This window comes from Herbaspirillum sp. FG34, from assembly GCF_057809315.1.
In genome coordinates, this window is record NZ_JBMDJS010000016.1 from 93479 (window position 1) to 107263 (window position 13785).

Annotated in this window: 11 protein-coding genes; 4 read left to right on the forward strand and 7 right to left on the reverse strand. The window is 62.9% G+C overall.

Translation table 11 applies throughout. The features are described from left to right. Window positions 1-31: 31 nt before the first annotated feature. The gene (gene mgtA / locus ACODSZ_RS18630) at window positions 32-2794 is read right to left on the reverse strand and encodes a magnesium-translocating P-type ATPase (protein ID WP_175343339.1); all 2763 of its coding nucleotides are present in this window, start codon (window positions 2792-2794) and stop codon (window positions 32-34) included. 885 nt (window positions 2795-3679) lie between these two features. On the opposite strand from mgtA, the gene ACODSZ_RS18635 reads away from it, so the two are divergent. Both ACODSZ_RS18635 and dacB read left to right on the forward strand, forming a co-directional pair. Continuing rightward, on the forward strand, window positions 3680-3862 hold the full coding sequence (locus ACODSZ_RS18635) for a hypothetical protein (protein WP_008331036.1): 183 nt from the start codon (window positions 3680-3682) through the stop codon (window positions 3860-3862). Window positions 3863-4199: 337 nt separating this feature from the next. Then, complete coding sequence (gene dacB / locus ACODSZ_RS18640; protein ID WP_488928245.1) at window positions 4200-5654, forward strand: D-alanyl-D-alanine carboxypeptidase/D-alanyl-D-alanine endopeptidase; 1455 nt, start codon at window positions 4200-4202, stop codon at window positions 5652-5654. 117 nt (window positions 5655-5771) lie between these two features. Here dacB and ACODSZ_RS18645 read toward each other — a convergent pair whose 3' ends face one another. From ACODSZ_RS18645 to ACODSZ_RS18655, 3 genes are read right to left on the reverse strand one after another with little or no spacing between them, the layout of a single operon-like run. Further along, window positions 5772-6305, reverse strand: a complete 534-nt coding sequence (locus ACODSZ_RS18645) for a TPM domain-containing protein (protein ID WP_008331034.1) — start codon at window positions 6303-6305, stop codon at window positions 5772-5774. 1 nt (window position 6306) lies between these two features. Further along, window positions 6307-7194 (reverse strand): TPM domain-containing protein, encoded by an 888-nt coding sequence (locus ACODSZ_RS18650; protein ID WP_488928246.1) that lies wholly within the window; start codon window positions 7192-7194, stop codon window positions 6307-6309. A 21-nt stretch (window positions 7195-7215) separates the two neighbouring features. Then, entirely contained in the window at window positions 7216-7809 is a 594-nt protein-coding gene (locus ACODSZ_RS18655) for a LemA family protein (protein ID WP_008331032.1), read from the reverse strand. Window positions 7810-7972: 163 nt separating this feature from the next. Here ACODSZ_RS18655 and pyrF point away from each other — a divergent pair, with 163 nt between their 5' ends. Beyond that, window positions 7973-8791 carry an orotidine-5'-phosphate decarboxylase gene (pyrF, locus tag ACODSZ_RS18660; protein ID WP_175343343.1) on the forward strand — a complete coding sequence of 273 codons (819 nt, stop codon included), beginning with the start codon at window positions 7973-7975 and terminating at the stop codon, window positions 8789-8791. Between the two features lie 73 nt (window positions 8792-8864). On the opposite strand, the gene ACODSZ_RS18665 is transcribed toward pyrF, so the two are convergent. From ACODSZ_RS18665 to thiL, 3 genes are all read right to left on the reverse strand, one after another. Beyond that, entirely contained in the window at window positions 8865-9347 is a 483-nt protein-coding gene (locus ACODSZ_RS18665; protein WP_008331030.1) for a CinA family protein, read from the reverse strand. 151 nt (window positions 9348-9498) lie between these two features. Further along, entirely contained in the window at window positions 9499-10041 is a 543-nt protein-coding gene (locus ACODSZ_RS18670) for a phosphatidylglycerophosphatase A family protein (protein ID WP_034350814.1), read from the reverse strand. Next, complete coding sequence (thiL, locus tag ACODSZ_RS18675) at window positions 10038-11003, reverse strand: thiamine-phosphate kinase (protein ID WP_175343344.1); 966 nt, start codon at window positions 11001-11003, stop codon at window positions 10038-10040. The genes ACODSZ_RS18670 and thiL overlap by 4 nt, the downstream gene beginning before the upstream one ends. Before the next feature lie 402 nt (window positions 11004-11405). Here thiL and ACODSZ_RS18680 point away from each other — a divergent pair, with 402 nt between their 5' ends. Then, window positions 11406-13718, forward strand: a complete 2313-nt coding sequence (locus ACODSZ_RS18680) for an NADP-dependent malic enzyme (RefSeq protein ID WP_034350812.1) — start codon at window positions 11406-11408, stop codon at window positions 13716-13718. The last annotated feature ends 67 nt before the right edge of the window (window positions 13719-13785 follow it).

Genomic DNA, 13785 nt, shown 5'->3' on the forward strand with positions numbered 1-13785 from the left:
GGCATTTTCATCTCAAAAGCCAGGGCACATGTCACTGCCACCCATACCGCTTGGCATACCACCCCTTCATCGCCTGGATCAGCACCGCATAAGCGACCAGGATGGCCACCAGCCACGGGAAGTAAGACAGCGGCAGCGCCTCCAGCTTGAAGTAATGCGCCAGCGGCGTCATCGGGATCGCAATGCCGATGGCCATGATGACCAGCGTCATCCCCATCAGCGGCCATGAGGCGCGGCTCTGGAAGAAGGGGATGCGGCGCGTGCGGATCATGTGCACGATCAGCGTCTGCGACAGCAGCCCTTCGATGAACCAGCCGGACTGGAACAGGGTTTGATGTTCCGGCGAGCTGGCACCGAAGACAAACCACATCAGCGCAAAGGTCGTGATGTCGAAGATCGAGCTGATCGGGCCGAAGAAGACCATGAAGCGGCCGATGTCACCGGCATCCCAGCGCTGCGGCTTTTCCAGGAATTCCTTGTCGACGTTGTCGAAGGGAATCGAGATCTGCGAGACGTCATACAGCAGGTTCTGCACCAGCAGATGCAAGGGCAGCATCGGCAGGAAAGGCAGGAAGGCGCTGGCAATCAGGACCGAGAAGACATTGCCGAAGTTGGAGCTGGCCGTCATCTTGATGTATTTCAGCATGTTGGCGAAGGTCTTGCGCCCTTCCAGCACGCCTTCTTCCAGCACCATCAGGCTCTTCTCCAGCAGGATCAGGTCGGCCGCTTCCTTGGCGATATCCACGGCCGTATCGACCGAGATGCCGATGTCGGCGGCGCGCAGGGCAGGGGCGTCGTTGATGCCGTCCCCCATGAAACCGACCACATGACCACGATCATGCAGCGCGCGCACGATGCGCTCCTTGTGGGCAGGTGAGAGCTTGGCAAAAACCGTCACCGTCTCCACCGCTTCGGAAAGTTCGGCATCGCTCATCTTTTCCACATACGAACCCAGCAGCATGCCCTTGACCTCCAGCCCGACCTCGCGGCAGATCTTGGCAGTGACCAGCTCATTGTCACCGGTCAGGATCTTTACCTTCACGCCGTGCGTACGCAGTGCGGCCAGAGCGGGCGCAGTCGATTCCTTGGGCGGATCGAGGAAGGCGATGTAACCGATCAGTACCAGGTCCGATTCGTCGGCCAGGCTGTAGACCTCCTTGGTCGGAGGCAGGTCCTTGGCGGCTACCCCGACCACGCGCAGACCTTCGGCGTTCAGGCTGCCGGTGGTGGCACGGATTTCTTCCAGCAGCGCCGGGGTCAGCGGTACCACTTCACCATTGACGCGAGCGTGCGAGCAGACCGAGACGATCTCTTCCACCGCCCCCTTGCAGATCAGCTCATGGTGATCCTCGCGCTCGGACACCACCACCGACATGCGGCGGCGCTGGAAGTCGAAAGGAATTTCATCGACCTTGCGATAGGCCGAGGCGATGGACATTTCACGTTGCAGCTCGGCATGCTCCAGCACGGCCACGTCCAACAGGTTCTTCAGGCCGGTCTGGTAATAACTGTTCAGATAGGCGTATTGCAGCACTTCATCATCGGGCTCGCCGTGGATGTCGGTATGACGTTCCAGGAAAATCTTGTCCTGCGTGAGCGTGCCGGTCTTGTCGGTGCACAGCACGTCCATGGCGCCAAAGTTCTGGATGGCGTCCAGCCGCTTGACGATCACCTTCTTGCGCGACAAGGCCACCGCGCCCTTGGCCAGGGTCGAGGTTACGATCATGGGCAGCATCTCGGGCGTGAGGCCCACGGCCACCGAGAGACCGAAGAGGAAGGCCTCGACCCAGTCGCCCTTGGTGAAACCATTGATGAAGAACACCACCGGCGTCATCACCAGCATGAAGCGGATCAGCAGCCAGCTGACCTTGTTGACGCCCGCCTGGAAAGCCGTCGGCGTGCGGTCGGTGGCGGTGACGCGCTCAGCCAGCGCGCCAAAATAGGTGCGCTTGCCGGTGGTCAGCACCACGCCCGTGGCCGAGCCGCTGACCACGTTGGTGCCCATGAAGCAGAGGTTGTCCAGTTCCAGCGGGCTGCTGGTGTCGAGATTGCTCGGGGTGACGAATTTTTCTACCGGCAGCGATTCGCCAGTCATCGCGGCCTGGCTCACGAACAGGTCCTTGGCGGCCAAGAGGCGCAGGTCGGCCGGGATCATGTCGCCCGCCGAGAGCAGCACGATGTCGCCTGGCACCAGCTTGTGAATAGGCACTTCGACGCGGCGCGCACCCTTGGGATGCAGGGTCACGTCGAAGTAGCGCTGGGCTTCGGCGGCGATCTCTTCGACCTGGTCGTGGCGCATTACGGTGGCGGTATTGCTGACCATGGCCTTGAGCTTGTCGGCAGCGGTATTGGAACGCGCTTCCTGCACGAAGCGCAGCAGTGTGGAGACCACCACCATGGTGCCGATGACGATGGCGGCCTTCATGTCCTCGGTGTAGAAGGAAACGCCGGCCAGCAGGGTCAAGAGCAGGTTGAACGGATTCTTGTAGCAGTGCCACAGGTGGACATACCAGGTGAGCGGCTTCTCGTGCTCGACTTCGTTGGGGCCGCTGTGTTCGCGGATGGCATCGGCTTCCGATTCGGTCAGTCCATCCAGGCGTGTGTGCAGGCGCTGCAGCAGGGCCCGGGCTTCGGTACGGGAGGCCTCGCTCAACTGCTGGGCCAGGGTTTGCGGGACTTCCTTTGTCACCGGGGCGCTGCGGAACATGTCCATGCCCAGGCGGCGGAAGTGACGATCCATACCGCGTGCGCGGATGAAGCTGACAAAGGTTTCTTTCAGCAGGTTCAGATTCATGGCGTGCTTCTTTTCTTGTTGGGCCTCGTCCCGGGGACGAAGCGGTGTGCATCGCGTCGGTGCTGCGGCAAAGGCAGACCGGCATCGGGGTCAGCGCCGTCTCCGGCCTCCGTCAGAACGGGCGAGCGGCTGCGGCGCGCTGGGTCTTCGCGTGTTCATGATGGATATGTCTGTCGCATTGCAGCCTCCGCCTGGTTGAGCGGAGCCCCTGTCATCGGCGCCTGATGCCGCAAACAGACGTGCAGCCGCATGGCGGCTGGCCATGCGAAAGGCGCTGCGTCACGATGCGGACGGCATCAGGCGATCCGGCTGCCGGCTCAAAAAGCCGGCAGGGCGGTCGCGATGCAGCCTGCGTCCTGACGCCGTGTCTGCGGCGGTCGATCGTCGATCTGTCGTTGTGAGGGAATATCGTTGCCGACGGCGCTGCTCAAAATCAGCCTGAAAAGGCCGTGCGCTGCCGACATGAAATGCCGTCATCTGCCTGGTGCAAGATGACGACAGGAAACGTCCTGCTGAAATCCTTGCCTAGGCTTAACCCGGAATTAACCGGCAACAACTGTCACCCGAACAAGTGCCCATGAGAGGGACTCCAGAAAATGAGAACGGGCGAATTCTACGCCCGCGCTGAAAACAGGGTCAAGGCAAATTCAGCCCGGTTGCGGAATATTTGTGCATCTGCAACAAGCGGGAAGGGTAGCTTTCTGCTTCACGATACAGATCGGGCTACTGTAATTCGCTGTCCTGGACGCTGCTGTGCAGCACCGATTCTCGCCCGGTGAGCCTTGTCTTCCATGGTGGTCGGCCTATACTCGAAACGAGGCAAGCCCGAACAGAGTACGCGCAGCAAGCCGCGCCAAACCAATAAACTCGACCAGGAGACGCATCATGCCCAACCTCATCATGAACAATCTTTTGTTCTTCATCCCCATGGCGTTGGCCGGATTGTTGCTATGCGGCGAGGTGCCGGTGGCGTCCCGCGTGGTTCGAACCAGTTTGAGAGCAGTGGGTGCGGTGTTCGGCGCACTGCTCGCCCTCTTAGTACTGGAAGCACTGCCAGTGCTAATTTAGCGGGCTTTCTGCGGCCCGCTTTGCCGCGCGTTGCGGCAGTGGCCGGGGCATCGGCGCAGGCATTTTTCCGAGGAAAGCACGCCTATCATTTCGTCATGCTGATCGTCCCGCCTTGATTTCCCTAGGTCGATGTTTTCACAGTGGTCTCGTGGCGGCCCCGAAAACATCGGCCTTTTTTGCGTCCATCGGCCGGATGGATGAATGTTTGCCGGTCCCTTCCTGATCTTTTCCCGATTTCGCTGTCGATGGCCAGACGGTCCTGCTAACGGCCCGCCGTGTCGGCATGCTTACCCTATAATGCCTGCTCCTGTTCCGCTTCTCATCTTCGTGTTCATCCATGTTGCTTTCGTCCTGCTTCACCCCATCCCGGTTTGCTGCTTCCCGTTTCCTGACTCGTGCCGTCTTCGCCGTGGCCTGCGCCGCCGGCAGCGCTGCGCTGGCGCAGGGCTTGCCGCCAGCGGTGGTGGGCGCGCTGCGCGTGGCGCGCATTGCGCAGAACAGCACCGGCGTGGTCGTGGTCGATGCCGAGACCGGCAAGCGCATGCTGGCGGCCAACAATACGGGGCAGCCCTTCAATCCGGCCTCGGTGATGAAGCTGGTGACTACCGATGCCGCACTCGAAATCCTCGGCCCTACCTTCACCTGGAAGACCCAGGCCTACATCGATGGCACGCTTGCCGGGGGCGTGCTCAATGGCGACCTGATCCTCAAGGGCGGGGGCGATCCCAAGCTGGTGCTGGAAAACTTCTGGCTGTTCCTGCGCCAGTTGCGCGCGCGCGGCATCAAGGACATTCGCGGCAACCTGGTGTTGGATCGCAGCTATTTTGCCGAGTCCAGCTATGATCCGGCGCAGTTCGATGGTGACCCGCAGAAGCCCTACAATGCCGGTCCCGATGCGTTGTTGCTGAACTATCGTACCCAGGCCCTGCGTTTCGAACCGGACGCTGCCAGCGGCCTGGTCAATGTGAGCATGGACCCGCCCATGGCCGGGGTCACCATCACGCCGCCGCGCCTGTCGCAGGAGCCCTGCGGCGACTGGCAGGGCAAGCTCAAGATGAACAACGACGCCAGTGCGGTCAATTTCGCCGGCACCTACAGTGCCGACTGCGGGCCGCGGGTGTGGTATGTCCATCCCTATCGCATGAGCAATGTGCAATATGTCGGTGCGAGTTTTGTCCAGATGTGGGCCGACCTGGGGGGGAGTTTTGCCGGGCGCGTGGTCAACGGCCAGGTCACGCCATCGGCACGGCTGATGGTGGAAGTGCAGTCGCCGCCGCTGCCGGAAGTCATCCGCGACATCAACAAGTACAGCAACAACGTGATGGCGCGTCAGGTGCTGCTGACGCTGGGCGCGGAGATGAGCGGCCAGCCAGGGGATACCACCAATGGCGCGCGTGCGGTGCGCGGCTGGCTGGGCGACAAGGGCATTGATACCGCCGGGCTGGTCATCGAGAATGGTGCCGGTCTGTCGCGCGTGGATCGCGTGACCCCGGCGCTGCTGGCCAGTGTGCTGGTGCAGGCGTATCGCTCGCCGCTGATGCCGGAGTTCGTCTCTTCATTGCCGCTGGTGGGTTACGACGGCACCATGCGCCGTCGCCTGAAGGAGCAAGGTGTCGCCGGACAGGCGCACATCAAGACCGGCACGCTCAATGACGTGAGATCGATCGCAGGCTACGTGCAGGCAGCCTCGGGCAAGACTTATGTGGTGGTGTTCCTGATCAATCACGCTGCGGCGCCGAACGGGCAGCAGGCGCAGGATGCCTTGTTGCAGTGGGTGTACGAGAACGGTTGAACCGGGAGGCGGGCGGAGTCAGGCGCAGCTGCCGCCCCGCCATCACCGCCGCCAGGACCATTTTGCCGAAGAAAACCATAGGAAGTTGGCTGCCAGCGACCGGCCCTGAAGGCGGCGCTACAGCAGCAGGGGTTTGTCGGATAGCTCGTTGGTCGCTTTTCCGCTGCCGTCGTCCCCGCGCGGCAGGACGGATTCCAGCAGGGCGTGCAAGGTGGCCAGCGCCTGCAAGGTACTGGCCTCGTAGTCGCCCTGGGCATAGCCTGAGGTCATCTGCCTGCACACCTGCTGCCACTGCTCGCGCGTGATGCGCGCATTGATGCCGCGATCGGCCACGATCTCGACTTTGCGGTCGGCCAGATTGAGGTAGACCAGCACCCCGCAGTTCTCTTCGGTATCCCAGATGCGGTAATGCGAAAACAATTCGTGTGCGCGCTGCCGGGCGCTTTCACCACGCCGCACCGCGCCCAGCGACAGTGAGGCTTCGACGATCAAGCGCACTTGCGCGCGATGGCGCCGTTCACCTTCCCCGATGCTGGCCTGGATCGCCTTGAGCGTGGACGAGGGGAAGATGCGCCGCGCTGCCGCCCGCGTCATGCGCAGATGACGCAGCAGGCGCGCCGGCAGGGAAGGGGATGCGTTGTTGTGCGCCATGTCACCAGTCTCCCGAGGCACCACCGCCATCGAATGTGCCGCCGCCACCGGAGAATCCCCCGCCCGACGAGCCGCCGAAGCCGCCACCGAAGCCGCCACCGAATCCACCCCCGCCCGAACGCGAACTGCCCCGTCCGGAACTGGCCTGGCGCAAGGCCTCATCGAGCAGGCTGCCGATGATGACGCCAGCCGTGGTGCTGCCGCCGTGTCCCCAGTCATTGTTGTTCAGAACGTTGCGGCTGCTGCGGCGCGACTTGAGCAGTACCGAGAAGAACACCACCAGAAACAGCCCGATCACCAGCAGCGTGATCCAGCTTGCACCATTGTCGATCTGTACCTGTGCGGTGCTGCTCCGATGTTTGACGGGGGGCAGCTGTTCCTGTTCCAGCAGGGTGGTGATGGCCGTCACGCCGGCCGCCAGTCCACCGTAGAAATCGTTCTGGCGGAAGTGCGGGGCGATCACGTCTTGCAGAATGCGTTTGGATTGTGCATCGGTGAGGCTGCCCTGCACCCCGCGTCCGGCTTCGATGCGCAGACGGCGCAGGGACTTGGGATTGTCCTTGGCGACGATCAGGATCACGCCATCGTCAATGCCCTTGCGGCCCAGTTTCCACGCATCGGCCACGCGGATGCTGTATTGCTCGATGGCTTCGGGCGCGGTGGAGGACATCAGCAGCACGCCGATCTGGCTGCCGGTGCGCTGTTCGATGTCGGCCAGCACGCCTTCCAGGGCCTGGCGCTGCTGCGGTTGCAGCAGGTGGACCTGGTCGATCACGCGGGCCGACAACGGCGGTACCGGCACCAGCCCGTCATCGGCGCGGGCCGGGCCGGCCGGCGCGATCCACACCAGCAGCGCGGTCAACAGCCAGGTCAGAAGCAGCTTGCGCATGGCCAATCGCGGCTCCCCGGCTTACTTGCCAAAGTTGACCGTGGGCGCGGTCGAGATGGCTTTTTCGTTTTCTACCGTGAACGAGGGTTTTACTTCATAGCTGAACAGCTTGGCCGTGATGTTGGTGGGGAAACTGCGCGCCAGGATGTTGTAATCCTTCACAGCGGCGATATAGCGCTGACGGGCCACGGTGATGCGGTTCTCGGTGCCTTCGAGCTGGGATTGCAGGTCGCGGAAGCTGGTGTCGGCCTTCAACTGCGGGTAGTTCTCGGAGACCGCCATCAGGCGCGACAGGGCCGAGGACAGTTGTCCCTGCACTTCCTGGAACCGGGCAAACGCCTTGGGATCGTTGAGCACCTCCGGGGTGATCTGGAAGCTGGTGGCCGCTGCGCGGGCGCGGGTGACGGCTTCCAGGGTGTCCTTCTCGTGCGAGGCATAGCCCTTGACGGTGTTGACCAGGTTGGGGATCAGGTCGGCGCGGCGCTGGTATTGGTTCACCACTTCGCCCCAGGCGGCCTTGGTTGCCTCGTCCTTGGCCTGGAATTCGTTGTAGCCGCAGCCGGAGAGGGTGAGGGCGGTGATGGCAATGGCCAGCCAGGCGAAGAGTTTTTTCATGTTGTTTTCCTCGTAGCAAAGTGAAGCAAAGGGAGCGCATGAGACCCTGGAACCCGCACGAAGTGCCCGATGTTCAGCGAAAACCCCTGAACATCAGTCAAAAATCGAGATCGGGACAGGCCGGCGCGCTACAATAGCGCATCTTTCAGTTAAAGGCATCACCGTGACATTCATCGAGAAACTCAACGCTGCGTGGACTTCGCGCAATTCCCTGCTGTGCGTCGGCCTGGACCCCGACCTGAAGAAATTCCCCGCCGAGCTGCAGGGCAAGCCGGATGCCATCTTCGAATTCTGCCGCGCCATCATCGATGCCACCGCCGAAGCCGCCTGCGCCTTCAAGCCCCAGATCGCCTATTTTGCCGCCCTGGGCGCGGAAGAGCAGCTCGAACGCATCTGCGCCTACCTGCGCAGCAACTACCCGGAGATTCCCCTGGTGCTGGACGCCAAGCGCGGCGACATTGGCGCCACCGCCGAGCAATATGCCCGCGAAGCCTTCGAACGCTATGACGCCGACGTCGTCACGGTCAGCCCCTACATGGGCTGGGACTCGGTCTCGCCCTATCTGGAATGGAAGGATCGCGGCGTCATCGTGCTGTGCCGTACCTCCAACGCCGGCGGTTCCGACCTGCAATTCCTGGAAGTCGATGGCAAGCCGCTCTATCAGCATGTGGCGCGCCTGGTGGCCGAGAAGTGGAATACCAATGGCCAGTGCGGCCTGGTGGTCGGTGCCACCTTCCCGCATGAACTGGCCCAGGTGCGCGCCATCATCGGCGACATGCCGCTGCTGGTGCCCGGCGTGGGTGCGCAGGGGGGCGATGTGGAAGCCACGGTGAAATCCGGGAAGACGGCCTCGGGAACGGGCATGATGATCAATTCTTCACGTGCCATCCTCTACGCCAAGCCGCAAGCCGGCGAGGATTTCGCCGCTGCGGCCCGCCGCGTGGCCATCGAGACGCGTGACGCCATCAATCGATTCCGCTGATTCGCGCAAGCAGATGTGAAGAAAAAGGCGGCGTTCCCAGGGGAGCGCCGCCTTTTTCTTCATGTTCACTGCTTCAGTCTGCCAGAAGCTTCAGCAAGCCCTTGAGCGAATGTTCCACGGTCTGCGCCCGCACCTGCTGGCGGTCGCCCTTGAAGACCAGGCGCTCGGTATAGGTCTTGTCGCCTACGCGCCAGCCGAAGCAGACAGTGCCGACCGGTTTGCCGGGCACGGCGCCACCCGGGCCGGCGATGCCGGTGGTGGAGACGGCTACATCCGAGCTGCTGTTGGCCACGGCCCCTTCGGCCATGGCACCGGCGATTTCCTCGCTGACCGCACCATGCTGGGCGATCAGGGCTTCGGAGATGTCCAGCAACTCATTCTTGGAAGCATTCGAATAGGTGACGAAACCGCAATCGAACCATTCCGAGGATCCGGCGATTTCGGTGATGGCGTGGGCAATGCCGCCGCCGGTACAGGATTCGGCAGTGGCCAGGAGCAGGCCACGGGCTTTGAGGGTGTGGCCTACGCGGGTGGCCAGGTCCAGGGTGCTGTCCATGAGTGTCATCCTCGGCTGTGCCGCAGTCTGCGCCGGGTAGCGGGCGCACTGCGGTCGGTTGATCAACGACGTGCGCGAACTAGCATACTCCGATGTCAGGAAGTGTTGTATCAGACAAGGTCTGATTGTTCACTTCCCGTTACCAATTCCCTCACCAATAAGTGCGCCAGAACGCAAACACCAGCAGCGTATAGAAGGCTGCCACGATGTCATCCCACATCACGCCGAAGCCGCCCTTGAAGCGGCGGTCGAACCAGGCGATCGGCGGCGGCTTGACCATGTCGAAGAAGCGGAACACCAGGAAGGCCGCAAACTGCGTCTTCAAATTGGCCGGCATGACCAGCACCATGACCAGCCAGAAGGCGATGATCTCATCCCACACCATGCTGCCGTCATCAGGCGAGTTCAGTGCCTGGCCGGTGCGATGGCATGCCCAGATGCCGATGATGAAACCGGCCGCAATGATCGCCAGCCAGTTTGCCGCCGTGAAGACATGCGGCCAGCGCGTCGACAGTACCGCATACGACAGCCACGCGAAGAGGGTACCGGCGGTACCCGGCATGATGGGTGAGAGGCCGCTGCCGAAGCCCTGCGCGATCCAGTGCGCCGGATGGGCCAGCATGAAGTGGGGAGTCGCCTTGCGTTTGCGCGGTGACGCCGGAGGCGGCGGGAAGGGCGAAGAAGCTTGGTTCATGAACGGAAATGATCGAAGGAATCCGGTGTGTCCTGCAGCGGCTCACCGGCCGCGTCCAGCAGGCGCAGACCGGCCTGCGCATCGATGTGGCCGATGCGGGTGACGGCGGTGCCGACCGACTGGGCGGCATGGAGAACGGCCTCGCGCTGGCGCACCGGGGCAGTGAAGCAGAGTTCATAATCGTCGCCACCCGACAGGCAGAAGCGGCGGCGCAGATGCAGGTCGCGCTGTTGCAGGGCCGGTCCGGGCGGCAGAGCATCCACATCCAGCGTGGCGCCTACGTGCGAACGGTCGAGGATGTGGCCGAGGTCGCCAGCCAGCCCATCGGAAATATCGATGGCGGCGTGGGCGATGCCACGCAAGGCCAGGCCCAGCGACACCCGCGGGCTTGGTGCGTGCATGCGTGGGGCGGCCTGCTGCAGCGCCTCGCTGTTGATGTCCAATTCCTGGCGGTATCCTGCCAGGGCCAGCCGGGCATCGCCCAGCGTGCCGGAGACCCAGATGTCATCGCCCGCGCGCGCGGCGTCGCGACGCAGCGCCTGTTGCGGCGGGACTTCCCCGAAGACGGTGATGCTGATGGTCAGCGGCCCCTTGGTGGTGTCGCCGCCGATGAGCTCGCAGCCATGTTCATCGGCCAGCGCCAGCATGCCCCGCGAGAACGGTGCCAGCCATTCGGCGCGCGCTTGCGGCAAGGCCAGGGCCAGCGTGAAGGCGATCGGCTGCGCGCCCATGGCGGCCAGGTCGGACAGATTGACGGCCAGGCACTTGTGGCCCAGCAGCAAGGGATCGGCATCGGGGAAGAAGTGGCGGCCCTCTACCAGCATGTCGCTGGAAATGGCCAGCTGCATCCCCGGCGCCGGTGTCATCAGCGCGCAGTCGTCCCCCACGCCGAGCGCCGTGCGGCTGTCGGGGGCGGGTGGGCGGCTGAAATAGCGCGCAATGAGTTCGAATTCGGAAAGCATGGCGCGATTGTAACCAATCCGTCACGGCTTCAGTCGCACAATATCGGCGCGACAGGGGATGTTGCGATGCAGCGCAACTTGGCCTCGCGTCTTGCTGCAGTTGCGTCAGCGCGCAGCGCCGCAAAGCCTAGGGGTTTTCCCCAATACCAGACAGACAGGGGCGGTGGCAGCCTCTCGTGCAGCAAATCAAGCTGCGTGCAACTGCGCACATCAGGCGACAAACGGTCGTCATCTGGCCCCGGAAAGACCATGTTCGCGGTCATCACGGGTTTCGGTCGACCTGCCGCAAAGCCAGTCCGGAAAAGGCTTTGCGCGGGGCAGCATGGGGCGGTCGGCCTATGATTGAGGGCCGACCTCTGCTAGAATCGACCCCCTTCGCAAGTCAACTAGAGAATACAGAGTATGGATTCGATGATCAGTAAGAAAGAAGAAGTGCGTCAGCAACTTCGTCAGGCAGCGCTCGATTACCACGAGTTTCCGACCCCGGGCAAGATCGCGGTCACGCCCACCAAGCTGCTGACCAACCAGCGTGATCTCTCCCTCGCGTATTCTCCGGGCGTGGCTGCGGCCTGCGAAGAAATCGTCGCCGACCCGCTCAACGCCTTCCGCTACACCGCGCGTGGCAATCTGGTGGCCGTCATCACCAACGGTACCGCCGTGCTGGGCCTGGGCAACATCGGGGCGCTGGCGTCCAAGCCGGTGATGGAAGGCAAGGGCGTGCTGTTCAAAAAGTTCGCCGGCATCGACGTCTTCGACATCGAAATCAACGAAACCGACCCGGACAAGCTGATCGACGTGATCGCGGCCCTGGAGCCGACCTTCGGCGGCATCAACCTGGAAGACATCAAGGCGCCGGAATGCTTCTACATCGAGCGCAAGCTGCGCGAGAAGATGAAGATCCCGGTCTTCCACGATGACCAGCACGGCACCGCCATCATCGTCGGCGCCGCCATCCTCAACGGCCTGAAGGTCGTTGGCAAGGACATCAAGGACGTCAAGCTGGTAGTCTCCGGCGCCGGTGCGGCCGCGCTGGCCTGCCTGGACCTGATCGTCGACCTCGGCTTCCCGATCGAGAACATCTTCGTCACCGACCTGGCCGGCGTGGTCTACAAGGGCCGCAAGGAACTGATGGACCCGGACAAGGAACGTTTCGCCCGCGAAACCGACGCCCGCACCCTGGCCGAAGTGATTCCGGATGCCGACATCTTCCTGGGCCTGTCCGCCGCCGGCGTGTTGAAGCCCGAGATGGTCAAGCAGATGGCCGCCCGTCCGCTGGTGCTGGCCCTGGCCAACCCGACCCCGGAAATCCTGCCCGAAGAAGTGATGGCCGTGCGTGACGACGCCATCATCGCTACCGGCCGCTCGGATTATCCGAACCAGGTCAACAACGTGCTGTGCTTCCCCTACATCTTCCGCGGCGCGCTCGATTCGGGTGCCACCACCATCACCCGCGAGATGGAGATCGCCACCGTCCACGCCATCGCCGAGCTGGCCCAGGCCGAGCAGTCCGATATCGTGGCCTCGACCTATGGCATCGCCAACCTGTCCTTCGGCCCGGAATACATCATTCCCAAGCCTTTCGACCCGCGCCTGATGATCAAGATCGCGCCGGCTGTGGCCCGTGCCGCCGAGAGCTCGGGCGTGGCCGCCCGTCCGATTCAGGACATGGACGCCTACATCGAAAAGCTGGAACAGTTCGTCTACCACAGCGGTACCTTCATGCGTCCGATCTTCCAGGTCGCCAAGAAGGCCGCCGAGGCCAAGAAGCGCATCGTCTACGCCGAAGGCGAAGAAGAGCGCGTGCTGCGCGCGGTGCAGGTGATCGTCGATGAAAACCTGGCCAAGCCCATCCTGGTGGGCCGTCCGGAAGTGCTGGAACAGCGCATCAAGAAGTTCGGCCTGCGCCTGCGTGCCGGTACCGACTTCGAGGTCATCAACCCCAATTTCGACAACCGCTACCGCGACTACTGGCAGACCTTCCTGGAAATGTCGCGCCGCAAGGGCGTCACCGAGCAATACGCCAAGCTGGAAATGCGCCGCCGTCACACCCTGATCGGTTCCATGGCCATTCACAAGGGCGATGCCGACGGTCTCATCTGCGGTACCTACGGCACCACCCAACTGCACCTGCACTACATCGATCAGGTGCTGGGCAAGCGTGAAGGCGTCAACGTCTATGCGGCGATGAATGCGGTGATCCTGCCCAATCGCCAGCTGGTGATGGTCGATACCCACGTCAACGAGAACCCCAACGCCCGCGAGCTGGCCGAAATCACCATGCTGGCCGCCGAGGAAATGCGTCGCTTCGGCCTGCATCCGCGTGCGGCGCTGCTGTCGCATTCGAACTTCGGTTCCAGCAACAGCGAATCGGCCCGCAAGATGCGCGATGCCCTGGCCATCCTGCGCGAAATCGCGCCGGACCTGGAAGTCGATGGCGAAATGCACGGCGATACCGCGCTCGATTCCAAGCTGCTCAACGCCGTGATTCCGGACTCGCCCCTGAAGGGCGACGCCAACCTGCTGGTCATGCCCAACATCGACGCCGCCAACATCGCCTACAACCTGCTCAAGACGGCATCGGGCAACGGCGTGGCCATTGGCCCCATCCTGCTGGGTTGCGCCAAGCCGGTCCACATCCTGACCGCGTCGGCGACGGTGCGCCGCATCATCAACATGACCGCCCTGTGCGTCATGGATGCCCTGTCGGAGCGCTGATCGCAGCGTCAGTCCACGGCTCAAGCCGGCTCAGCAAGACCGTGAAAGCGGCGCATGTCGAAAGACA